17 protein-coding genes are annotated in these 22,624 nt (G+C 72.8%); 6 read left to right on the top strand and 11 right to left on the bottom strand.

Annotated elements, in window-relative coordinates:
* Positions 1-163 precede the first annotated feature (163 nt).
* The 4 genes from ACTOWY_RS43185 to ACTOWY_RS43170 form a co-directional block, all read right to left on the bottom strand.
* Positions 164-3,055, bottom strand: a complete 2,892-nt coding sequence (locus ACTOWY_RS43185; protein ID WP_441315393.1) for a helix-turn-helix transcriptional regulator — start codon at positions 3,053-3,055, stop codon at positions 164-166.
* Between the two features lie 86 nt (positions 3,056-3,141).
* A complete protein-coding gene (locus tag ACTOWY_RS43180; RefSeq protein WP_185009726.1) occupies positions 3,142-3,369 on the bottom strand; it encodes a hypothetical protein in 228 nt (75 codons plus the stop codon).
* A 41-nt stretch (positions 3,370-3,410) separates the two neighbouring features.
* Complete coding sequence (locus ACTOWY_RS43175) at positions 3,411-6,392, bottom strand: type 2 lanthipeptide synthetase LanM family protein (RefSeq protein ID WP_441315392.1); 2,982 nt, start codon at positions 6,390-6,392, stop codon at positions 3,411-3,413.
* Positions 6,393-6,480: 88 nt separating this feature from the next.
* Positions 6,481-7,023 carry a hypothetical protein gene (locus ACTOWY_RS43170; protein ID WP_441315391.1) on the bottom strand — a complete coding sequence of 181 codons (543 nt, stop codon included), beginning with the start codon at positions 7,021-7,023 and terminating at the stop codon, positions 6,481-6,483.
* Between the two features lie 105 nt (positions 7,024-7,128).
* Between ACTOWY_RS43170 and ACTOWY_RS43165 the strand changes: the two genes are divergently transcribed.
* The 4 genes from ACTOWY_RS43165 (at position 7,129) to ACTOWY_RS43150 (ending at position 11,300) form a co-directional block, all read left to right on the top strand.
* Positions 7,129-7,530: a hypothetical protein gene (locus tag ACTOWY_RS43165; protein WP_441315390.1), complete on the top strand. Its 402-nt coding sequence runs from the start codon at positions 7,129-7,131 to the stop codon at positions 7,528-7,530.
* Between the two features lie 184 nt (positions 7,531-7,714).
* Complete coding sequence (locus ACTOWY_RS43160; protein ID WP_441315389.1) at positions 7,715-8,914, top strand: FIST signal transduction protein; 1,200 nt, start codon at positions 7,715-7,717, stop codon at positions 8,912-8,914.
* Positions 8,914-10,464 (top strand): diguanylate cyclase domain-containing protein, encoded by a 1,551-nt coding sequence (locus ACTOWY_RS43155; protein WP_441315388.1) that lies wholly within the window; start codon positions 8,914-8,916, stop codon positions 10,462-10,464. Before ACTOWY_RS43160 ends, ACTOWY_RS43155 begins: the two co-directional genes overlap by 1 nt.
* Positions 10,465-10,574: 110 nt before the next feature.
* Positions 10,575-11,300, top strand: a complete 726-nt coding sequence (locus ACTOWY_RS43150) for a DUF2306 domain-containing protein (protein WP_441315387.1) — start codon at positions 10,575-10,577, stop codon at positions 11,298-11,300.
* On the opposite strand, the gene ACTOWY_RS43145 is transcribed toward ACTOWY_RS43150, so the two are convergent.
* The 5 genes from ACTOWY_RS43145 to ACTOWY_RS43125 all read right to left on the bottom strand — a co-directional run bounded on the left by ACTOWY_RS43145 (position 11,259) and on the right by ACTOWY_RS43125 (position 16,082).
* Positions 11,259-12,989: a DUF4153 domain-containing protein gene (locus ACTOWY_RS43145; RefSeq protein ID WP_441315386.1), complete on the bottom strand. Its 1,731-nt coding sequence runs from the start codon at positions 12,987-12,989 to the stop codon at positions 11,259-11,261. The genes ACTOWY_RS43150 and ACTOWY_RS43145 overlap by 42 nt on opposite strands.
* Before the next feature lie 66 nt (positions 12,990-13,055).
* Positions 13,056-14,099: a HAMP domain-containing sensor histidine kinase gene (locus tag ACTOWY_RS43140; RefSeq protein ID WP_441315385.1), complete on the bottom strand. Its 1,044-nt coding sequence runs from the start codon at positions 14,097-14,099 to the stop codon at positions 13,056-13,058.
* Entirely contained in the window at positions 14,096-14,782 is a 687-nt protein-coding gene (locus ACTOWY_RS43135; protein WP_441315384.1) for a response regulator transcription factor, read from the bottom strand. The genes ACTOWY_RS43140 and ACTOWY_RS43135 overlap by 4 nt, the downstream gene beginning before the upstream one ends.
* An 84-nt stretch (positions 14,783-14,866) precedes the next feature.
* Complete coding sequence (locus ACTOWY_RS43130) at positions 14,867-15,250, bottom strand: VOC family protein (RefSeq protein WP_441315383.1); 384 nt, start codon at positions 15,248-15,250, stop codon at positions 14,867-14,869.
* Positions 15,251-15,272: 22 nt separating this feature from the next.
* Positions 15,273-16,082 carry a poly-gamma-glutamate hydrolase family protein gene (locus ACTOWY_RS43125; RefSeq protein ID WP_441315382.1) on the bottom strand — a complete coding sequence of 270 codons (810 nt, stop codon included), beginning with the start codon at positions 16,080-16,082 and terminating at the stop codon, positions 15,273-15,275.
* Between the two features lie 37 nt (positions 16,083-16,119).
* On the opposite strand from ACTOWY_RS43125, the gene ACTOWY_RS43120 reads away from it, so the two are divergent.
* Both ACTOWY_RS43120 and ACTOWY_RS43115 read left to right on the top strand, forming a co-directional pair.
* A complete protein-coding gene (locus ACTOWY_RS43120; RefSeq protein ID WP_441315381.1) occupies positions 16,120-16,683 on the top strand; it encodes a MarR family winged helix-turn-helix transcriptional regulator in 564 nt (187 codons plus the stop codon).
* A 141-nt stretch (positions 16,684-16,824) separates the two neighbouring features.
* A complete protein-coding gene (locus ACTOWY_RS43115; RefSeq protein WP_441315380.1) occupies positions 16,825-17,406 on the top strand; it encodes a C40 family peptidase in 582 nt (193 codons plus the stop codon).
* A gap of 27 nt (positions 17,407-17,433) precedes the next feature.
* On the opposite strand, the gene ACTOWY_RS43110 is transcribed toward ACTOWY_RS43115, so the two are convergent.
* Together ACTOWY_RS43110 and ACTOWY_RS43105 are read right to left on the bottom strand one after the other, a co-directional pair.
* Positions 17,434-18,723: a M1 family metallopeptidase gene (locus ACTOWY_RS43110; RefSeq protein WP_441315379.1), complete on the bottom strand. Its 1,290-nt coding sequence runs from the start codon at positions 18,721-18,723 to the stop codon at positions 17,434-17,436.
* Positions 18,720-22,619 carry a Pls/PosA family non-ribosomal peptide synthetase gene (locus tag ACTOWY_RS43105; RefSeq protein ID WP_441315378.1) on the bottom strand — a complete coding sequence of 1,300 codons (3,900 nt, stop codon included), beginning with the start codon at positions 22,617-22,619 and terminating at the stop codon, positions 18,720-18,722. The genes ACTOWY_RS43110 and ACTOWY_RS43105 overlap by 4 nt, the downstream gene beginning before the upstream one ends.
* Positions 22,620-22,624: the final 5 nt, after the last annotated feature.

Raw genomic sequence — 22,624 nt, 5'->3', positions numbered from 1 at the left:
CGTACGGAGAACACGCGAGGGCCCTCGTCGTGGGGGTTTCACCCCTCCGCCCCGTCCCGCCCTGTCCCACAACGGCCAACGTGGCGTACGAGTTGGGCCAACTCGCCGTCCATAACGGCCAACACGCCGTACGGCAACGGCCAACACGCTGGTGGGGGTGGGGTTAGTCCAGGTCGGCGGCGTATTCGCTGAGGGCTATTCGGTTGGGGAGGCCGGTTTTGGTGATCAGGTTGGAGACGTGGCGTTCTACCGTGCGGGGGGACAGGTGCAGGCGTTCGGCGATTTCGCGGTTGCCCAGGCGGCCGATCAGGAGGCGGAGCACCTCGAACTCGCGGACGGTGACGCCGACCGAGCGCAGGCCGGGTGGGATGCCGCCGGCGCCCTCGCGGTGCTGGGAGACCCGCACGCCCGCCTTGCGCAGTAGGGCCCGGCAGGCGCCTGCCACCGAGGAGCCTTCCAGGCGGTGGAAGTAGCTTTCGGCGGTGCGTAGCCAGTCCACCGGTTCGCCCCAGCCCGCGCTGAGCGCCTCCTCGCCGACCAGGCGCAGGCCCAGGTGCCTGCTCATCTCGTACGGCTGGCCGACTCGCAGTGCCTCGAAGACCGCCTCGGCGGCCTCCTCGCCGCGGCCTTCCCTGCCCAGCAACACCGCCCTGGCGAAGCTGGCGAACTGGCGGTCCCAGCGCAGGCCGCCCGCCGGGTTGGCGGCCAACTCCTCGTAGGCGGCGCGGCCGGTGCGGCCGCACAGCACGGTGAGCAGCAGGTGCAGGCCGTGCCGGCCGGAGAGGTGGAAGACCGAGCTTTCGGCGTCCTCGCCGTCGAGGGCGCGGGCGAGTTCGGTCAGCGCGCGGGGCCGGTCCTCCTCCAGCAGCGCGCAGAAACTGCCTGCCAGGCCGTGGATGCGGGGGGCGTGCAGGGCCGGGTCGCCGTGCCAGGCGCGGAACTCGGTGAGTGCCTCGTCCAGTTCGCGGCGGCGGCCCTGGTGTCCGGCCAGCACCGCGCGCAGCAGCAGCACGTACTGGGTGGTCTCCAGGAGTTTCAGCCGGGTGGTGGCGGGCAGCACGCCGTCGATGAGGGTCTGCGCGGTGTCGAACTCGCCGCGCAGGATGGAGTGCAGCGCGATGCTCGCCTCGGCCTGGTAGCGGGCGGTGATCGCGCCGGCGGCCGAGGCCAGTTCGCGGGTGTGTTCCAGGCGGTCCAGCGCGCCGGTGCGCAGGGCGTCGTCGTTGCCGAGCCGGATCAGCGCGTGGATCTCCCAGATCGGCAGCTGGTGCCGGACCGCGACCGAGCGGGCCCGTTCCAGGCAGGCGGTGGCCTCCTCCGGGTCGCGGTGCCGGGTGATCGCGCCGAGCAGCTGCCAGGCCTGGCAGGCCACCACCGGCAGCGGCACCGTCTCGGCCACCTCGGCGGCCTGCCGGGCCAGGCGTTCGGCGGTGGCGAGCTGGCTGGGGCCGGGGATGTCCAGGGCCAGGTGCGCGGCGACCACGTCGATCGGCGCGGTGTCCTCGGCGGCCGGGTCCGGGCCGAGCAGCGCGCGGGCCGCCTCGACCTGCACGATCCCGTCCGCGGAGCGTCCGGCCACCGCGGCGGCCCAGCCCAGCCGGGTGTGCAGGTGCGCGCGGCGGCGCGGGTCCAGGCCGCCGACCTGGTCCAGGATGGCCACCGAGTCCAGTGCGCGTTCCACCTCGCCTGCCTCGGCCAGTGCGTGCACGAGCAGTTCCAGGGCGTTGGCCCGGCTGGCGGCCTCGTCGTGCCGGAGCAGTTCCCACGCCTGGTCCAGCAGGGCGACCGCGGAACCGGCCGCGCCCTGGGCGAGGGCGCGTTTGCCGACCTCGGTGTAGAGCCTGCCTGCCGCGCCGTGCTGGCCGGCGGCGCGGCGCAGGGTGGCGACGACCTGGCACCAGGCCTCGGGCAGGCCCGGGTGCACCTGTTCGACCGCGTCGGCCAGCGTGGCGGCCAGTTCGGCCCTGGTGGACTTGTCGATCTGGGCCAGCACGGCCTCGCGGCTGAGCTGGTGGTGGAAGGCGTACCAGTCCGCGGTGGTCTCATCCGGCGCGACCAGCTGGGCGGCCAGGTCGCCGTGCAGCAGGCTGAGCAGTTCCCGGTCGGACAGGCCGGTGACCCGCTGCACCACGGTGAGCGGGAAGCGCTGGCCGAGCACGGCGGCCACCGTGAGCAGGTCGCGGGCCCGCGGGCTGAGCGCCTCGACCCGCTGGGCCAGCGCCCGGGAGACGGTGGTGGGCAGGGTGGCTGGCAGTTCCTCCGCGATGCTGACCACGCCGCCGCCTGCGGTGATCAGGCCGCCCTCGGCCATGCTGGCCACCAGTTCCTCGATCATGAACGGGTTGCCGCCGCTGCCGGCCCACAGCAGGTCGGTGACGGCGGGCGGCACCGTGGCCACGTCCAGGCAGGAGGCGGCCAGCGCGGCGAGTCCGGCCCGGTCCAGCTGGTTCAGCTCGATCAGCACGCACTGGCCGCGCTGGGCGGCGGCGCGGGCGATGCGCAGCGCCGCGCAGGGCTCGTCCCGGATCGCGCCGAGCAGCAGGGTGGGCTGCAGGTCCAGGTTGTCGATCAGGTACTCCAGCACGGCGAGGGTTTCCGCGTCCGCGTGCTGCAGGTCGTCCAGGGCCAGCAGGCAGCCGCGGTCCTTGCCGACCAGCCCGGTCAGCCGCAGCACCGCCTCGGCCAGGATGACCAGCGAATCGCCCTCCCGGCTGCCGCCGTCGCCCCAGCCGGGCAGCAGGCGGCCGAGCACCGGGCCGTAGGGGCCGAGCGCGGCCGGTTGCACGTCCTCGGCGCGCAGCAGCGAGAGCAGCGCCTCGGTGAGCGGGCGGAACGGGGCCATCGGGTCGATCGCGCTGGCCCGTCCGCGCATCAGGCTCATCCCGGCTGAGTAAGCGGATTCGGCGATCGCGGCGGCCAGCCGGGACTTGCCCATCCCGCTCTCGCCCACCAGGAAGAGCGCGCCGCCGCGTCCGGCGCGGGCCGCCGCGAGGACGGCCATCACGGCCTGTAGCTCGGTGTCCCGACCGACCAGGATCGACGAACGGTGCCGCACTCAGCGGACCTTAGCCGCTGCCGAAAGGCCAGTCAGGTCCCGTGACCCGACTGGCCTTTCGGCTGCCCGCTTGGGCAGAGCTGGGATCAGAGGGTGACCGGCGGGCAGCAGGTGGTGATGCCGGCCGCGGTGCTCTCGTCCACCGGCGCGCCCGCAGCGCTGCCGAAGAAGCCGACGGCGAGCAGTCCCACCGGCAGCGCGAGCCGGGTCAGCGCGACCGCGCGGGCGCCGAAGTTCAGTTCGGGCAGCAGCCGCAGGGCGCCGACCGGCTCGGTGAAGTCGTGCAGCTCGGGGGTCTGGATGTGCTTCGACAAGGGAGTTTCTCCTGTCATCGGGGTGTCTGCTGGGGGTCGGATCAGCTTTGGAGCAACAGGACCGAGGGGACCTGTTCGGGGCAGGCGAGGCGGAGCAGGCCGTAGCCGATCCCGGCGAGCCCGTTGAGCAGGCCGGGGGTGGGCACACCGGCGGGTGCGCCGCAGGTCGGGCCGAGCCGGTGCAGGGCGTCGAGTACCTGTCCGGCGCGGCGTCGGCGGGCGGCCGGGGGGCCGTCCAGCACGGTCAGCACTTCCTGCACGCCCAGCTCGCCGTGGCAGAGGCTGAGATCGCGCAGGACGGGGTGGTCGGCGAGATCGCCGAGGTCGCCGGTTGCCAGGGCGAGCCCGGCGGCGCCCGCGCACCAGCCGGGCCCCGCGGCCGAGGACCGGCGCGTGGCCTCGGCCGCGAGGTCAGGACGCCGGCCGTCCTGGGCCAGCGCCCAGGCCAGTCCGGCGAAACCGTTGGCGAATCCGCCGGGCAGCGCCAGGTCCTGGTCCAGGCAGTGCGCCAGGTGTTCGGCGCAGCCGTCGGCCAGGGCCCGCGCGGCGGGCAGTCCGGTGATCGTGTGCACGGCGCGCATCGCGCTCAGGCAGCCCGCGGTGCCGGTGGCCCAGCTCGGGTCCGCGCCCGCGGTGGCGGCGGCCCCGGCCAGGCCGACCGCGGTCCCGGCGTCGGCGCGCAGGGTGTCCTCGGCCAGCAGCACGGACAGGCGGGCCAGGCCGTAGGCGATGCCGCCAAGGCCCTGGGTGCCGCCGCAGCCGACCGCGTCCCGCAGCCGGGGCGAGCGCTCCAGCGCGGCAAGCAGCTCGGGCACCCCGCGCAGGGCCCGGCGGGCGGTGTCGGCGTAGCGGGTCACGCCGGTGGCTCCGGCGAGCTGGGCCAGGAACAGCGCCACCCCGATGTGCCCGGTGGCCAGGCCCGCGCCCATGGGCAGCACCAGCCACTGCCGGTCGTCCACGAGTTCCAGGCCGAGCCAGTTGACCCGGTCGCCGCCGGGGATGCCGCGGGCCACGATCTGGTCGGCCACCGCGGAGGCGGCGGCGAGCAGCCGGTCCGGTTCGGCCGCGCTGCCGGTGCGCGGGCCGGGCAGCGGGGCCGCGTCCTGGTGATCGCCCGCGGGCTGCCGGGTGGCCAGTGCGGCGGAGATGATCCACTCCTGGTCCTGCCGGTCCACCTCGCCGAAGCGGCCGATCGCGGCCAGCGCGGCGGCCAGCCCGGTCCGGCCCAGCGGCACGCTGAGCGGTTTGCCCGCCGCGGTGCGGATCTCGCCGCCGCCGGGGGCGCTGGTGAACAGCGGCACGTCCCCGGCCCACAGGTCGGCCAGCTCGTGCGGCAGCAGCTGGGCCAGCACCGGGTGCGACCGCCCGGACCACAGCACGGACAGCGCGCGGTCCCGGTCCAGGGCGTCGCGCAGCACGCCGGGGTGGGTGGTCTCATCCAGCAGGGTGGAGTAGGTCCAGGTGGGGCGGGTGACCACGCGCAGCGGCAGGTCGGCGGCGGACTCGGCGAGCGCGGCCAGCTCGTCCGGGTGCGCGCTGATCACGTCGTAGACCAGCCGGAACCCGTCCAGCAGCGCGGTCTCGTGCTCGCCGGGGTCGATGGCCCGGCCGTCCAGGACGGGGCGGTTGCGGGCGCCGTCGAAGGTCTTGGCGGCGCGGACCAGGCGCATCGAGTCGGTGCCCGGTTCGGCCCAGTCCACCACGCTGCCCGGGGCGGTCCGGCCGCCGTCGCCGCCGAGCCCGGACATGTCCAGCGCGCCCTGTTCGCCGACCACGATCAGCGGCAGCAACGCGGTCCGGTGCACCGAGGCGGTGAGCGCGTCCGCGGCCGGATCGCCGGTGCCGGGGGCGCCGGTGAGGTCGGGGTGGAACAGGGTCTCCAGGTCGACCAGCACCGGGGTGTCGCTGTCGGCGATCAGGTTCTCGCAGTGGATGTCGGTGGCCTGCACCGCGTGCAGCAGGGCCAGCAGCGCGCCCTGTTTGCGGTAGAACTCGGCCGCCTCGGCGTGGCTGTGCACCGGCGCGCCGGGCAGGTAGGCAGACCAGCCGTAGCCGTCGCGGGCCAGGGTGGGCGCGGCGCGCAGGCCGAGGCCGGGCAGGTGGCTCTCGGTCCAGTCCAGCAGCCTGCCGAGCAGCAGGTGCGCGCCCAGGTCGCGCGGTTTGTAGACCAGTCGCCGCCGGTCGGCGAAGCGCAGCAGGGTGGCCGAGCGCCCACCGCGGTGCGGATCGCCCTTGCCCGCCTCGATCTCCACCAGTGGGCCCGGGTCCGTGCCCTGGAACAGGGTCGCGACCAGTTCGGCGTGGTCGGCGCTGAGCCGGGCGAGCAGTTCCACGGTGGCCTCGGCGGCGTTCACGCTGGTCTGGGCGAGCAGCCGGGCCAGCACCGGGTAGTCGGTGATCAGTTCGGCCAGCCCGGTGGCGTCGGTGAGCTGGTGCGCGAAGTCGGTGAACCGGGCCCGGCCGTCCGGGCCGCGCAGCCGTCCGGTGGTGCGGCGCCGGTGCAGCTCGCCGACCAGGGTGCGGGCGGCGATGGCGAGCAGGCGGCGGGAGAGCGTGCGGCTGAAGCTGTCTGCGACACCGGCCAGGTCCAGGGCACTGGTGGACAGCGTGGCGGCGCCCGCGGCCACCTGGTCCGCGGCGTCGAGCACGAACGGCCGCAGCGGCCGGGCCAGCGCGTCCCGCCAGTCCAGGCCCTCGGCCGAGGACCCGGTGAGCGAGGCCGCGATCCGCACCGCGGTCTCGGCGGAGGCCGCCCAGTCCGGCTTGCGGATCCGCGCGGCCAGCTCGGCGGCGGATTCGGCGCGCAGGGCCTGGGCGGCTGCCGGGGTGAGGTTCAGCTCGGCCAGCCGGAGCGCGAACGCGGCGTCCAGCCCGTCCTGGTCCCAGTGCTTGGGCCGGTGGCCCGCGCCCGCCGGAACGCCATGCTCGGCCCGCTCGTGCAGGGCGAGGGCGGGCGCCCACCAGCTCGGGTCCAGCTGGACCTCGGGGCGGGTGCGGCGGGTGGCGTCAGGCACAGCGGACACGCTGCCACCCCACCACCACGTAGTCATGGGTAGGAAGCACGCACATTTCCGCCGGCCCGGCTAGGTCAGGAACCTGACCAGCCAGATGTCACCTTCCTGCCGCCCGCACCCACCCCCGCCGCGCCGCCGCCACCCCAGCCTCGAACCGGCTGGCCGCCTCCAGCCGCGCCATCAATGCCGCCACCCGCCGCCGCAGTTGCCGCACCGAGAACCCGACGATCCTGGCCGCCGCCTCATCGGTGATCCCGGAGGCCAGCAGCTCCAGGACCCGGCGGTCGACCTCGCTGAGCGGTTCGCCGGGCAGCACCTCGGCGGCGGTGGGGTGGTAGCGGGCGATGAGTTCGGGGAGTTCGGCGCGGGTGTCCCCGGCGCGGCGGTGTTTGCGCAGCAGGTCCTGTTCGACGCGGTTGATGAGTTCGGCCAGTGCGGTGGCCGGGTTGAGCGCGGTGAGTCCGCAGGGGCGCTCCGGGTCGGGGCGGAGGACGCCGAGGTCCAGCAGGGCGTCGAGCACGGGGGCGAGGGGGGCGTTGGCCAGCCAGGCGAGGTGATCGGGGGTGGTGTCGGGGTTGTCCAGGAGGGCGCGGTAGACGGCTTCGGCCGCCGCGCTGAAACCGAGGTCCCGCAAGGGCATCGCACGCACTCCGTCCGGGTGGGGGTGGGGTGAGCGTGCGCGGTGGGGTGGGGGTGGCGCATGCGTGGCGGGCACGCATCTTCCCCGGTGACCACAATGGCGGGCGTGATCGATGTCGAGCGGGTGCTGGAGCGGTGGGGCGAGGCCGGGGTGATGACCCTGATCAGTCTGGGGCCGGGCGGCCGGTGGCGACTCAACCAGTCGGGATCCTCGGCCTGGTGGGAGGGAACGACGCTGCCCGAGTGCTTTGCCGGGCTGGCTGAGGACGTCGGCGGCTCGCTGGACGTCGAGCTGATCATGGCTGAACTGGCCGACCGGGGCTGGCAGGTGCTGCTCAAGTTCGACGCCGAGCGGCCGAAGGACAAGTGGACCTTCGTGGTCAACGGCACTGAGCCGGGGCAGGCTGTCCGCGTGGACGCGGCGACCATGGAGCGGGCGATCGCCGTGGTCCTCCGCACGCTGCGCACGCAGCCCGGTGACTGGGCGTGGACGGCCGAGCTGTCCTGAGCACGATCCGCAAGTGTCCACAGTGGACTCCCGGTCGATCCTGGTTGCACTGCGCAACATTGACCACATCCGGTCACCGGCCCAGACCTCCGATGACTCCGGTGGGTGTCGGATACTCGCGCCTCATGGTGGTGACGCCGGGCTGGCACTACTTTGGTACCGGACTCACCGGCTGGAGGGGTGAATGAGCGGAAACGGCGTCGGGGCCGATGGCCGCTGGCTGGGTGTGGGCTCGGCCGCGGGGCCGGATGCCGCCATCGCGGCCTTCCGGGCCGCCTCGGGTGCGCTCAACGGCGAGGATGCCCGGCTGCTACTGGTCTTCGCCTCCGTGGTCTACGACCCGGCGCAGGTGGCCGAGGGGCTGGCCATGGCCGCGCCTGGGGTGCCGGTGATCGGGTGTTCGTCCCGGGGGGAGATCAGTCCGAGTGGCTCGCGGGGTGGGTCCATCGTGGCGATCGCCTTGGGTGGCCCGGGTTTCTCGGTGACCACCGCGGTCGCCGAGGGGGTGGCCGGGAGGCAGCGGGTGGCCGGGGCCGAGGTGGCCACCGCGGCCGAGGATCGCTCGGGGCTGCCCAACAAGGTGATGTTGCTGCTCACCGACAGCCTGGTGCGCGAGCAGGAGTCGATCCTGCGTGGTTGTTACGGCGTGCTCGGCGCGGGGGTGCCGATGGTCGGTGGCGCGGCGGCCGAGCAGCGGGACACCAGCCGGGGGCTGGTCGCCAGCACCTTCCTCTTCCATGACGGCAAGGTGCACACCGACGCGGTGGTCGCGGCCACCATCGCCTCGGCCGGGCCGCTGTCGGTCTCGGTCAAGCACGGCTGGCGCAAGTTCGGCGACCCGATGATCGTCACCAGCACCGGGGACGGCAGGGTGTACACGCTCGACGACCGCCCGGCCATGGACGTCTACCTGGACCGGCTGGGCGCACCACCGGAGGCTTATGTCGACGCAGCCGAGTTCACCCGGTTCGCGCTGCCCCGTCCGCTGGGCGTGCAACGGCGCAGCGGGGTGCAGCCGCGCAACCTGGCCACCGGGTTCGACCTGGCCGGCCGGACCATCAGCGGTGGCAGCGCGATCGATCACGGCTGCCTGACCTGGGCGATGTGCGGGGACGAGCAGTCCATCCTGGCCGCGGCCGACGAGGCCTGCGCGGAGGCGATCGACGGGCTCGGCGGCACCGAACCGTTGGGGCTGCTCACCTTCAGCTGCAGCGCGTTGCTGCCGGTGCTCGGTCAGGACGGCACCCGCCGGGAGAACGAGACTTTCGCCGGGCGCTGCGCGGGCAAGCCCTTCGGCGGGTTCCACACCTCGGGCGAGATCGCGCGGGTGCGCGGGATCGACGGGTTTCACAACCAGACTCTCGCGGTGCTGGCGCTCGGCTGATGGCGGACTCCCTTGAGGCCCTGCACGGCCAGCAGCTACTGGAGTTGCTGGCCGTGGTCTCGGCCTACCCCGATGAGGATTCGGCGGTGCACGGCGCGGTGGAACGCGCTGCCCAGGCCCTGGAGGCCGAGGTGGCCGCGGTGGTCTTCGGCAGCGAGGTGACCGCCTGCATCGGCTTCCCGGCCGGGGCGGTGCCGGTGGCCGAACTGCTGGAGGTGACCCGGCAGGAGCGCAAAGACCTGGAGGTGCCGGGCCTGGGCCGCACGCACGCGGTGGCCACCGGCTGGGGCGGCAGCCACCCTGGCCACCTGGTGCTGGCCCGCTGGGCGGAGGAGTTCTCGGTCGAGGAACGCCATCTCATGCGCGGGATGGCCCGGCTGCTGGAACTGACCCTGACCATGCTGCGCACGCTGCAGGCCGAGCACGCCATGCGCGAGCGCGGCGAACGGCAGGCCGCGGAGAACGCCGAACTGGTGGCCACCCTGCGCCAGCGGCAACGGCTGATGGAGCACCTGTTCGAGGTGCAGCGGGCCATCTCCCGCCGCCGCCCGCTGCCGCAGATCCTGGACATGATCACCAACGCGGCCGCGGACCTGCTCGGCGCGGGCATCGTCGGGCTGTGGCTGCGGGATTCGGCCGAGCCGGACGAACTGCGGCTGGCCGCCAGTGTCGGCCTGCGCCCGGACCAGCAGGAGCAGCGCTCCGGGGTGCGGCTGGTGGAGACCGGGGCCGCGGGCGAGGCGGTGCTGGTGGAGGACGTGGTGGTGCGCTACGGGCGGCTGCCGGAGGCCGCGCTGCTGCACCGGCTGACCGATGGGCGGCTGCGCGCGGCGATGGCCGCCCCGGTCTATGACAGCGGGGAGGTGGCGGGCAGCCTGCTGATCGGCTCCGGCCAGGCCACTCGCCGCTACGCCAGCGGCGACGTGCAGATGCTGCGCTCCTTCGCCGAGCACGTCAGCCTGGCCCTCACCGACGCCAACACGGTCGAGCAGATGCGCCGGGCCTTCCACGACTCGCTGACCGGACTGGCCAGCCGCGGCCTGTTCCTGGACCAGCTCTCCCAGCTGCTCACCCAGGCCACCCCGCTGACCGCGGGCCCGGACCGGGTGGCGGTGCTGTTCGTGGACCTGGACCGGTTCAAGGCGGTCAACGACACCCTGGGCCACGCGGCAGGCGACAACCTGCTGATCTGCACCGCGGAACGGCTCAAGTCCCAGCTGCGCAGCTCGGATGTGGCTGCCAGGCTGGGCGGGGACGAGTTCGCGGTGCTGCTCACCGGGGTGGAGAACACCGAGGACGCGGTGCTGGTGGCGCAACGAATCCTGCACGCGCTGGCCGAGCCGATGCTCATCGCCGGCCGCCAGCTGCGGGTCAACGCCAGCATCGGCATCGCGCTCAGCCCGCGCGGCACTGCCGATGCCGCCGACCTGATGCGCCGCGCGGATGTGGCCATGTACCAGGCGAAGCGGGCCGGGCGCGGCCGGTACGAGGTGTTCTCCGACGGCATGCTGATCACCGGCTCGGAGGATCTGCCCGATCGGACCGGCTGATCGGAGGTAGGGCTTTGCCCACCGTGAATGCACGGCCTGACGCCATCGGATCCGGGTCGCCCGCTGCCTAATGTTTCCCTCGACCAGCCACGCGAACTCCGGGGGAGACGATGACGGACATCCTGACCGCGCAACGGGAACCGGCCGCGACGCGGTGGTGGCGACGGCCCTGGGTGGCCCCGCTGTTCCTGCTGGTGACGGTGTTCCTGGCGTTCTCCCTGCCGCGCTACCTGACCTTCGACCCGGCCCAGTCCCGGGTGCCCGCGCCCGGGGGCGCGAGCTGGCACTACCCGTTGCTGGTGGCGCACGTGCTGTTCGCCTCGGTGGCGATGATCAGCGGTAGCCTCCAGGTGTGGCCGTGGTTCCGGCAGCGGTATCCGTTGGCGCACAGGTATCTGGGCCGGGTCTACGTCTTCGCCGGGGTGCTCCCGGCCGGGATCAGCGGGTTCATCGTCGGCGCGAACAGCCCGTTCGGGCCGATCAACCAGGTCAGCAACGTGCTGCTGGCGGTGCTGTGGCTGGCCTTCACCGCCACCGCGGTGCACGCGGCCCGGCAGCGCCGCTTCGGCGAGCACCGCAAGTGGATGATCCGCAGCTTCGCGCTGACCATGTCGATCATCACCAACCGGTTGTGGGGCATCCCGGTCGGGCTGTGGCTGGAACCGCAGCTGGCGACCACCTTCGGCGGCAGCGAGGTCGCCCTCGGCCAGGCGATCTCCGGCCTGACCGCCTGGCTGGGCTGGACGGTGACCCTGCTGGCCGCCGAATGGTGGTTGCAGCGCAAGAAGAAGCGCTCAGTACGGCCGCGGCAGGCCTCGGCTGTCGCAGTCGCCTAGCGGCTCCAGCGGACGCCGGGCGAGCAGTTCCCTGGCACTCGACCTGGCCGCGTTCCAGTCCCGCCAGCTCGGGTCGGCGGTCAGGTTGCGGCTGATCGGCCCGAGCACGCAGCTGCGCATGGGTTCGGGCAGGCCGTCCAGCACCGGCACCGCGTCGGCCGACATCTCCGCCAGGTACCACGCGTCCAGTCGCGACACCTTGGCCATGTTCCCTTCCGCCACAATGCGTTCCGGGTTCGCCACCGCGAGTCCGAAAAGGACGGTCAGGGCGGAGGTGACCATGATCCGGGGCACCCAGGACCCGCGCAACCGGACCCCGGCGGCCAGTACCACCAGGTAGACGAAGCCGATCCATAGCTCGCAGGTGAGCACCAGCAGCCGCAGCACGGTGGCGCCGTAGACCTCCTGGTAGGTCAGGATCCGGCTGATCGAGGAGGCCACGATCACCAGGGTCAGCACGGACAGCGCGCCGAGCAGCACCCGCAGCCACAGCCGCTGCGTCCCGGTGTCCTTCGGCGCCCACCGGGTGGCCAGGCCGATCACCGCCAGGGTGAGCACGCTGACCGCGCTGAGCTGCCAGAACCCGCCGCGGGCGTACTGGGCGTAGGTCAGGCCGACGGTCTGCCGCACGTACTGGTCGCCGCCGAACAACGCCGCGATCTGCACCGCGACGAACCCGCCGAAGAGCAGCACCAGCACCGCCACCGGCAACGCCCACTCCAGCAGGGCGATCGTGCGGGCCGACCGCTCGGCGGCCTTGGGCGCGCCCTTGACCGCCACCAGGCAGGCCCCGGCGGTGCCGAACACCAGCACCCAGAACACAAATCCGCCGCGCACGATCGACGGACCGTCCACAGTGGGCAGTACCGCGGCGACCAGTGCGGCGAAGGAGGCGTCCGCCCCGGCGAACAACGCGCCGAAGACCAGCAGCAGCAGCACCGAGACGAGCACCGACACCAGCATCCGCCCCCGGCCACCGCGCACCCGCAACGCCGCCGCGCCTCGGATCACCCAGTCCAGCCGCACCAGCGCGGTCACCGGCACCGAGAAGGCCCCCGCGAACAGGCTGAAGAACGACTTTCCGCCGCCGGCCGCCAGCGAGCCTGCCACCCCCGCGCCGAGCACGCACAATACGAACAGCCAGGACGCGTCCCGCACCGCCCCCACCGCCAGCAACCCGATCGCCAGCAACCCCCAGCCCAGCCGCAGCACCCGTTCCCCGGCGGGCAGTTCGACCTCGCCGTCCCGCCGCGCGACCAGCCACACGGCCACGGCCACCGCCAGCACCAGCCCGACCAGCCCCCAGCCGATCCCCGGCCGGTCCAGCGGCAACGCGAACGCCCCGGCCAGCCCAACTCCGGCCGCCGCCAGCACCACCGCTCCCGGCGCGTACGGCCGCGGCGGCAACGCCGCGAACACCGGCGCCACCCCCGTCGCGAGTGTTGGCCGTTCTGGTACGGAGTCTTGGCCGTTGTGGGACACCGATTCGGCCTCCTCGGACTCGTCCCGCGCCGCGTCCTCATCCTCGGCCCGCGCCTCGACCTCCTCCTTGGCCGCGGCGTCCGGATGCGTTGTGCCCTCGGCGGTGTCCGGCTGCTCCGCACCGGCATCCGGTTCGCCCGGCCCGGCCACCGGTTCCTCGGCGGCGTTGGCGGCCTGGTCCCACCCGTCGTGTGCTTTCCCGTTCATCCTCATCCTCAAGGCAGCAGCCATCGGCCCGGCCACATCCGTGGCCCGGCTAGGGAGAAAACCCGGTCAGTCAGCCAAGTTCGGCAATGTCACCCGGATCCGGCAGCCGCCGGAATCCGGTCCGGCCGCGGCGATCACGCCGCCGTGCAGGTCCACCACCCAGCGCGCGATGGCCAGGCCCAGCCCGGTTCCGCCGCCGCCTGCCCGTTCCCCCCTGGTGAACCGCTCGAACACCCGGTCCCGTTCGGCCAGCGGGATTCCCGGCCCCTCATCGCGGACCTCCAACACCACGGACTCCGCCCCGGCGCTGGCGCTGATCCACACCCGGCCGCCCGGCGGGCCGTGCCGGGCCGCGTTGTCCAGCAGGTTCACCAGCACCTGGTGCAGCCGCGCCTGATCGGCCAGCACCACGGCCTGCGGCGGGTCCACCGCCACGGTGAAGCGCACCCCCCGGCCCGCCACCGCGGTCATCACCTCGGTCTCGGCCACCGCCTGGGCCAGCATCGGCGCCAGCGCCCAGTGCCGCTTGTCCAGGGTGAGCGCTCCCGCGTCGATCCGGGACAGGTCCAGCAGCTCGGTGACCAGCGTGCCCAGGCGTTCGGTCTGCGCCAGCGCGGTGTGCATGGTGGCCGAATCGGGCTGGGTGACCCCGTCCACCACGTTCTCCAGCACCGCGCGCAACGCGGTGATCGGTGTGCGCAGCTCGTGCGAGACGTTCGCGATCAGCTCGCGGCGCTGCTGATCGGCGGCGCCCAGGTCCGCGGCCATCTGGTTGAACGCGGTGGCGAGCTGGCCGACCTCGTCCTTGGAGGTGGCCCGTACCCGCTCGCGGTAGTTCCCGGCGGCCATGCCGATCGCGGCCGAGGTCATGTCCCGCAACGGTTTGGTCATCCCATGCGCGATCAGCTGGGAGGCCAGCAGCGCGCCGAGCAGCGCGGTGATGGTGGTGCGCGGCGGGATCCAGCCGATCTGCCACCAGAAGAAGGCCATCGCCACCGTCACCGCACCCATGACCAGCAGGCCCAGCTTGAGTTTGATCGACCGCACCGGATCCAGGGGCCTGGGCAGCACGTCCCAGACCGCGTTCGCCCACCGCCGCAGCTTCCTCACGGCGTCTCCAGCGCGTAGCCGATGCCGTGCACGGTGCGGATCACATCGCTGCCGAGCTTGCGCCGCAACGCTTTCACGTGACTGTCCACGGTGCGGGTGGCCGCCGGACCGGCGAAGCCCCACACCTCGGTGAGCAGTTGCTCGCGGGGCAGCACCGCGCGCGGCCGTTCGGCCAGCCGGGTGAGCAGCTCGAACTCGGTGGGGGTGAGGTGGACCTCGGTCCCGGCCCGGTGCACCCGCCGTTCCACCGGGTCGATCTCAAGGTCCCCCACCCGCAGCGACACTCCGGCGGTGCGGGCCTGGGCGGCCCGTTCCACTCGCCGGAGCAGCGCGTGCACCCGGGCCGCCAGCTCCCGGATGGAGAAGGGTTTGGTGAGGTAGTCATCCGCGCCGACGGCCAGGCCGACCAGCAGGTCGGTCTCGTCGTCCCGCGCGGTGAGCATCAGCACCGGCACCGCGCGCCGGGCCTGGATCCGCCGACACACCTCCAGCCCGTCGAAGCCGGGCAGCATGATGTCCAGCACCACCAGGTCCGGATCCAGTTCGGCGGCCTTGGCCACCGCGGCCGGTCCGTCGTGCGCCAGCTCCACCGCGAAGCCCTCGGCCCGCAGCCGGACCGCGATGGAGCTGGCGATGGTCAACTCGTCCTCGACCACCAGCACCCGGTGTGTTTCCCCAGCCATGGCCCCGACCCTAGGCGGCCGCCATGGAGAGGGGGCGGAGAGAGTGTGAAGATACTGTGCAGGCTACGACGGGTTGTGATCCGGTCACTCACCGCTGCCGTACGGGCGGGTGATGATCTCCAGCATGTGCCCGTCCGGCCCGAGGAAGTACACCCCGCGACCGCCGTCGTTGGTGTTGATCTCATTCGGCCTGGTCTGCATCGGGTCGGCCCAGTGGTCCAGTCCGCGCTCGGTGATCCGGCCGTAGATCTCGTCGAACTCGGCCTCGGTGATCATGAACGCGTAGTGGTTGGGCACCGGGGTGCCCTCGACGTCGAGGTAGTCGAGAGTGACCTGATTGGACAGTTCCACGGCCAGGAAGGGCCCGAACGGCACGGCGTCCGGCAGGCCGAGCAGCCCGGTGAGGAACTCCGCGGCCGCCTTCTTGTCGGTGGACTGGACGATGGTGTGGTTCAGTTCGATTGCCATACAACGAAGTTAGAATCTCTACCTAACTGGAGGTCAACGCCACATCCGCGATTGCCACCCGGACGGCCGAGACGAAGTCCCAGAAGACTGGAGTCGTGGTGTACCGCCGCTCCGGCCGGGTGTTGGTGCCGAACATGGCATCCCGCAGGCCGGTGGTGAGTTCCAGCTGGCCACCGCCACCGCTGAGCGTGCGATTTGCGATGTTGTCCGGATCCCGCCCGGACAGCGTCGGGTGGCTCACCCCGTCCACGACCTGGAAACCGGCCGCGCCCAGCCGGGTCAGCAGCGCCTGCCGGAGCTGGTCGTCCCGCCCGCCGACCAGCACCGCGCGCGCCCCGGCCGGCAGGCCGAGTGGGGTGGGGGAGCAGCCGTGCACGCCCACCGCCCGCCGCGCCCCGCCGGCCAGCGAGCGCGCGACCGGATCGTCGCAGTGTGTGGAGGTCACGTGCAGTTCGCTGTTGTCGGCCGGGCGGATGCCCTCGAACATCCACAGGTCATACCGTGGCCCGTCCGCCGGCGTGGGTTCCAGGGTTCCGGGGTGGTAGCCGCCGATGGCGTGGCACAGCTCGGAGGTGCCGCCTTCGATCGCGCCGCCGTGCGGGGCCAGGATCGCGGTGTCAGGGAAGGGAAACCGCTTTGACAGGTTGTCGTCGAAGCGTTCCGGTCTGCGGTACCGGCGGGCGTAGTCGATGCCCTCTGCCAGCTCCGGGTCGGCGTAGAGCGCGGTGTTCGACGGGTACTTGTCCGCGGCCAGCGCGGGCCGGGCGGTCAGCACCGGGAGCGCGGTCACGGCGGCCAGCCCGAGGAAGGTTCTCCTGCTCGCGGTGCTCATAAAGGTCATTCTGCGGCAGCGGGCTAGGGTCGGCCGGGTGACGAACACGCCGCCGCCTGATGAGACCGACTCCGGGGTGCCCGAGTGGGCGAAGGTCATCCCCGGCCTGGACCCCGCCGTGGAGGGCGTGGTCGACCGGCTGCACCTGGCCAGCCGCTACCTGGAACGACTGGCCGCGGAATGCGCCGCGCCGCAGGGCCTCAGCTCGGCCGACTACGAGATCCTGGCCCGGCTGTACTGGGTCGGCCCGCCGCATCAGCTCACCCCGACCCAGCTCGCCGCAGGCACGCTCAGTCCGGCCACCACGATCACCAGCCGACTGGAACGCCTGCAGAAGGCCGGGCTGATCATCCGCTCGGTCAGCGGCAACGACCGCCGCTCCACCCCGGCCGAGCTGACCGCGGCAGGGCAGCGGATCTTCCTGTCCGTGGTCACCGAACAGGCCCGCCGGGAGCGGGAGGCGATCAGCCCGCTGGGCTCGACCGAACTGGCCGAGCTGGAGGACCTGTTGCGGAGGCTGATGTTCGTGCTGGAACAGAGCCTCGGCCCGGCGCCCCGCCGCGCGCGCCTGGCCGAGGAAGCTGCCCCGCGGCGCGAGTAGTCACTCCCGCGAGTTGCGCCATTTGGCCGATACTACGAAATCGTAGTAACTCGTAGCGTTGCCCTCGTTCGCGGTGGCCACCGGCGAGCACGACATCATACCCGTTGTCCCGCCGGACATTCCGCTTGTGAGGTGCCTGTCATGTCCCGAGTTCACGCTGTGTCGCGCCGGTTCGCCGCCGCCCTGCTCGCCTTCGCCGCCGCCGGTTCGCTGGCGCTCGGCCTGGCCCCCTCGGCCGCCGCCGGACCGCATTACCCGTGGCAGGACCCGGGCCGCGCCAGGACTTTCACCGAGGCCGCGGTCACCCAGCACGGGCTGTCCTACTGCTGGGGCGGCGGCAACGAGAACGGCCCCACCACGGGCACCTGGGACTCCAAGTGCAACGCCAGCACCGGCGCCGGTTTCGACTGTTCCGGCCTGGTGCACCACGCGCTGGCCAGGGCCGGTCGCAACCCGGGCGACAACACCGCCGACCACTACGGCAAGACCCTCGGCACGATCGTCAACGACGGCAGCCGCAAGCCCGGCGACCTGCTCTTCTACGATTGGGAGAACGACGGCCAGTACGACCACGTGATGATCTACCTCGGCCTCAACCGGGACAACAACAAGATCGAGATCATCGAGGCCAACGGGGCCAAGGGCCTGACCTCGGCCACCGGTCACCGGGTCCGCTTCTTCGGGCTCACCAACCCGCACCGGGTGCGCCGGATCGCGTTCTGACGCCTACGGATCCGGCCTGCCCCCGGCTCACCCGGCCGGGGGCAGCGCCGGTTCGAACAGCCACTTCCGGAACAGCTCGTCCAGCGGGTGCGGGCAATGCCGTTGCGCCAGGGCGATGAAATCGTTGGTGCGCACCGAACCGTGCCGGTGGGTGGCGGTCCATTCCTTGAGTAGCTTGAAGAACGCCGGATCGCCGAGGTGCCGCCGCAGCGCGTGCAGGGTCAGCGCGCCCCGGTCGTACACCTGGTCGTCGAACATCCGGGCCGGGCCGGGATCGCCGATCACCAGGTCCTGCGGCAGTCCGGCCAGCTTGCGCAGGAACCGTTGCGCGGGAACGGATGCGGGCACCCCGTCGGCGAACTCGAACCACAGCCATTCCGCGTAGCAGGCGAAACCCTCGTGCAGCCAGATGTCCCGCCAGTCGGCCAGGGTGAGGCTGTTGCCGAACCACTGGTGCGCCAGCTCGTGCGCCACCAGGCGTTCGTGCCCTCGGCGGCCGTCCAGGTGGTTGCGGCCGAACACGGACAGGCCCTGCGCCTCGATCGGCACGTCCAGGTCGTCGTCGGCGACCACCACCGCGTACTCCTCGAACGGGTAAGGGCCGAACAGCTCCTGGAACACCCGCAGCATCTCCGGCTGGCGCCCGAAGTCGTGCCGGAACACCGATTCCAGCGCCGCGGGCACCCCGGCGGGCTGGTGCACCGGACCCGGCAGCTCCAGGATCTCGTACCGTCCGATCTGGACGGTGGCGAGGTAGCTGGGCATTGGCGCGGACTGGTGGTGCACCCAGGTGGCGTCGCCGCCGTGCTCCTTGACCGAGCGCAGCCTGCCGTTGGCGAAAACGGTGTACTCGCTGGGCGCGGTCACCGCGATCCGGTAGGTGGCCTTGGAACCTGGGCGGTCATCGCACGGGAACCAGCTCGGCGCGCCGGTGGGCTGGCTGGCCACGATGGCGCCGTCGGTGAGCTGGTCCCAGCCGATCTCGCCGAACGCGCTGCGCACCGGGTGCGGCGGACCGGCGTAGCGCACCTCCACGGTGAACTCCGCGCCAGGGGCAAGCGGCCTGGCCGGGCGCAGCCGGAGCTTGCCGTTGGCGTGCGACCACTTGGCTGGCCGTTTGCCGTCGACGAGCACCCGGTCCACCCGGAACCGGCCGAAGTCCAGCACGATCGAGGGCAGCGCCTGCTCGGCGACCGCGATCACGCTGGCCCGGCCGGTCAGCCGGTGCGAACTGGGGCGGTAGTCCAGGTCCAGGTCGTAGTGCCGGACCCGGTACCCCCCGTTGCCGTGGTGGGGGAAGTAGGGCTGGTGGTTCACCCTCGGCGGGATCCTTCCGGCTGCCAGGCGGCGATCGGGTTGCCCAGCCAGCGGGTGTCGGCCGGGACGGTCTCGCCGCGCATCACCAGCGAGCCGGGTCCGACGGTAGCGCCCGCGCCGACGGTGGCCCCTGGCAGCACGATGCCGTGCGGGCCCATGGTCGAGCCCGCGGCCAGGGTGACCGTGTCCATCCGCATGATCCGGTCGTGGAACAGGTGCGTCTGCACCACGCAGCCGCGGTTCACGCTGGCGCCCGCGCCCAGGCTGACCAGGTCGGCCTCGGGCAGCCAGTAGGTCTCGCACCACACGCCCTTGCCCACGCTGGCGCCCAGCGAGCGCAGCCACAGGTTCATCAGCGGCGTGCCGCCGACCGCGCCGGCCAGCCAGGGCACCGCGAGCACCTCGACGAAGGTGTCGGCCAGCTCGTTGCGCCACACGAAGGAACTCCACAGCGGGTGCTCCACCGCGCGGAACCGCCCGACCAGCACCCATTTCGCGGCACTGGAGACCACACAGGCCAGCACCCCGGCCCCGAACAGCACCAGGCCGCTGACCAGCAGCGCGATCCCGAACCCTGCTTGCGCGGCGACGATCTCGAAGGCGGCCAGGGTGAGTACGGCCAGCGCGACCGTGGCCATCACCGGGATCACCCGGCACAGCTCGACCAGCGCGCGGGCCAGCACCAGGCGGCGCGGCGGGGCGAAGGTGCGGCCCTCATCGCGCTTCTCGGTGTTGCGCGGCAGTTTGATCGGCGGCATGCCCAGGTAGGAGCTGCCAGCCTTGGCCCGCCTTGGCGCGGCGGAGAGCACGCCGACCAGGCCGCGGTTGGGCACCGAACGACCCGGCGCGGTCATCCCGGAGTTGCCCAGGAAGGCGCGTTTGCCGATGCGCACCTCGTCGATGCGCAGCCAGCCGCCGCCGAGTTCGTAGGAGCCGACCATGGTGTCATCGGCCAGGAACGCGCCGTCGGCCACCGTGGTCAGCGAGGGCAGCGCGAGCACGGTGGAGGCCTCCACCCGGCGGCCCACCTTCATGCCAAGCATCCGCAGCCAGACCGGGGTGAACAGGCTGGCGTACAACGGGAACAGCGCGGAGCGGGAGTGGTTCATCAACCGCTCCACGGTCCAGGCCTGCCAGGCGATCCGGCCGTGCACCGGGTGGTAACCGGCGTGCAGCCCCAGGCTGAACAACCGCACCCCGACCAGCACGAACAGCGCGGTGGCCGCCAGGTAGGCGATCGCGGCCAGCGGCGCGGCCAGCAGCGCGCCGCCGATCGCCCCGGACAGCGTGGTGTCATCGGCGACGAAGGCGCCCAGCAACGCGATCGCGGGCAGCACGGCCAGCACCGGCAGCAGGTCCAGGCCGAGCGAGGTGCTGCCGTAGAGGAAGGACCAGCGGCGGCTGCGTGCGGCGGTCTTGTTGGGCCGCTTGCTCTTGGGCTTGCTGGACCGGGTGGCGGGCACGCCGCCCCAGTGCTGACCGGCGGGCACCGAACCACGCACCACCGAACCGGCGGCGATCTCGGCCCGCTTGCCGATCCGCGCGCCGGGGAAGACCGTGCTGCGCGAGCCGATCACCGCGCCCGCGCCGATCCGGATCCGACCCACGTGCACCACATCGCCGTCCAGCCAGTGCCCGGACAGGTCGACCTCGGGCTCGATCGCGCAACCCTTGCCCAGCTTGAGCATGCCGGTCACCGGGGGAGCGGCGTGCAGGTCCACGTCCGGGCCGATGCGCACGCCGAGGGCCTTGGCGTAGCTGGTGATCCAGCCGCCGGAGAGCTTGCCGGCGCCGCTGAGCACGGCCAGTCGTTCGGCGGTCCACAGTCGCAGGTGCACGCTGCCGCCGCGCGGGTAGCTGCCCGGACGCAGGCGGCGCAACAGGATCCGCGCGCCACCGGCGGCGATGGCGATCCGTCCCGGCGGGCTGAACAGCAGCGCGGCGCCCGCGCCCACCCACCACCAGGAGATGGTCGGCGCCCAGGAGTAGGAGCCGAACAGGGTGAGCACGTTGTTCAGCGCGGCCAGCGCGACGATCCAGCGCAGCCCGACCAGGGTCAGCAGCGGCAGCAGCACCAGCAGCTGCACGAGCGAGGCCCGGCGCGGGGTCGACTTGACCACCCGCACGGTGGCTTCCGCGGCACCCAGCTCGTCCAGTCGCGCGGCCAGCCGGGCCAGGGTGGAGTGCTGGTACAGGTCGCTCACCGAACTGCCCGGGTAACTGCGCCGCACCAGCGAGATGAGTTGCGCGGCGGCCAGGCTGCCGCCGCCGCTGGCGAAGAAGTCGGCGTCGGCGGATTCCGGCGGCAGGCCGAGGATCTCGGTCCACTGCTCGGCCAGCCAGGCCTGGGTGCCTGCCAGTTGCGGTGCGGCGCCAGGGAGTTCGTCGGTGCTCAGCGGCCAGGGCAGCGCGTTGCGGTCGACCTTGCCGGAGGTGCGGGTGGGCAGCGTGTCGACCACGGCCAGCAGCGGCACCAGTGCCGCGGGCAGCGCGGAACGCAGTCGCGCCAAGGCCGCTGTCTTGTCGAAAGTCTCCTCAGTCGAAGCGAGCGCGAGGTAGCCGACCAGGATCTGGTTGCCGCCCTTGGTGTTCCGCACCGCGGCGGCGGCGCCGGCGATGCCGGGCAGGGCCTGCAGGGCCGCGTCCACCTCGCCCAGTTCGATCCGCCGTCCGCCGAGCTTGACCTGCTCGTCGGCCCGGCCCAGGAACAGCAGGCCCGCTTCCTCGGCGCGCACCAGGTCGCCGCTGCGGTAGGCGCGATCCCAGCCCAGCGCGGGCAGTGGCGCGTACTTCTCCGCGTCCTTGGCCGGATCCAGGTACCTGGCCAGCCCGACCCCGCCGATCACCAGCTCACCAGTCTCGCCCATTGGCACGACCTGGCCTGCCGGGTCCACCACGGCCAGTTCCCAGCCGTCCAGGGGCAGGCCGATCCGCACCGGCGGGGTGCCGGTCAGCGGGGCGGCGCAGGCGACCACGGTGGCCTCGGTGGGCCCGTAGGTGTTCCAGACCTCGCGGCCCTCGACCGCGACCCGCTCGGCCAGTTCCGGCGGGCAGGCCTCGCCGCCGAAGATGAGCAGCCGCACGTCGTCCAGGCATTCCGCGGGCCACAGCGCGGCCAGCGTGGGCACGGTGGAGACCACGGTGATCTCGTTGCGGACCAGCCACGGGCCCAGGTCCATGCCGGTGCGCACCAGCGAGCGCGGCGCGCTGACCAGGCAGGCCCCGTGCCGCCAGGCCAGCCACATCTCCTCGCAGGAGGCGTCGAAGGCCACCGACAGCCCGGCCAGCACCCGGTCGCCGGGCCCGATCGGCTCCTCGGTGAGGAACAGCCCGGCCTCGGCGTCGACGAAGGCGGCCGCGCTGCGGTGGCTGACCGCCACGCCCTTGGGCTTGCCGGTGGAGCCGGAGGTGAAGATGATCCAGGCGTCGTCGTCCAGGGTGGGCGACCCCACCGAACCGCCGGGGGTGGCGTGCGGGGTCAGTTCGCCGTTCGCGCCGAGCACCGCGCACACCACGGCCTCGCCGAAGACCAGTTCGGCCCGTTCGTCCGGATCCTCCGCGTCCACCGGCACGTAGGCCGCGCCCGCGGCGAGCACGCCGAGGATGCCGATGTACAACTCGTTCGTGCCCGAAGGAATGCGCACGCCGACCCGGTCGCCGCGGCCGATGCCCTGTGCGGCAAGGCGTTGCCGCACCGACTCGACCTCGGCGAGCAGGGCGCGGTAGGTTAGGGTGGTGCTGCCGTCGTCGACCGCGGGGGCGGCCGGGTGCCGACGGGCCGTGGTGCCGAGGATGTCGAGCAGAGTCCGTTCAGCCGGGGTCGCACCAGCGCGGAAAACGGCTGGTGCCAAGGTGATAGTCGTGGGGGCGAACAAGGACTCGTCGACTGCGGTCAACTCCG

Origin of the sequence: Crossiella sp. CA198, assembly GCF_052078295.1 — a bacterium.
Classification (GTDB): Bacteria; Actinomycetota; Actinomycetes; order Mycobacteriales; family Pseudonocardiaceae; genus Crossiella.
Note: the sequence above shows the minus strand (reverse complement) of the source record. Positions and strands in the feature narration are given on the sequence as shown.

Bases quoted from the DNA above. Each gene is read 5' to 3' on its own strand.
- ACTOWY_RS43130 (WP_441315383.1), bottom strand. From the start codon at position 15,250: ATGGCAATCGAACTGAACCACACCATCGTCCAGTCCACCGACAAGAAG.
- ACTOWY_RS43125 (WP_441315382.1), bottom strand. From the start codon at position 16,082: ATGAGCACCGCGAGCAGGAGAACCTTCCTCGGGCTGGCCGCCGTGACC.
- ACTOWY_RS43145 (WP_441315386.1), bottom strand. From the start codon at position 12,989: ATGAACGGGAAAGCACACGACGGGTGGGACCAGGCCGCCAACGCCGCC.
- ACTOWY_RS43160 (WP_441315389.1), top strand. From the start codon at position 7,715: ATGAGCGGAAACGGCGTCGGGGCCGATGGCCGCTGGCTGGGTGTGGGC.
- ACTOWY_RS43135 (WP_441315384.1), bottom strand. From the start codon at position 14,782: ATGGCTGGGGAAACACACCGGGTGCTGGTGGTCGAGGACGAGTTGACC.
- ACTOWY_RS43170 (WP_441315391.1), bottom strand. From the start codon at position 7,023: ATGCCCTTGCGGGACCTCGGTTTCAGCGCGGCGGCCGAAGCCGTCTAC.
- ACTOWY_RS43155 (WP_441315388.1), top strand. From the start codon at position 8,914: ATGGCGGACTCCCTTGAGGCCCTGCACGGCCAGCAGCTACTGGAGTTG.
- ACTOWY_RS43150 (WP_441315387.1), top strand. From the start codon at position 10,575: ATGACGGACATCCTGACCGCGCAACGGGAACCGGCCGCGACGCGGTGG.
- ACTOWY_RS43115 (WP_441315380.1), top strand. From the start codon at position 16,825: ATGTCCCGAGTTCACGCTGTGTCGCGCCGGTTCGCCGCCGCCCTGCTC.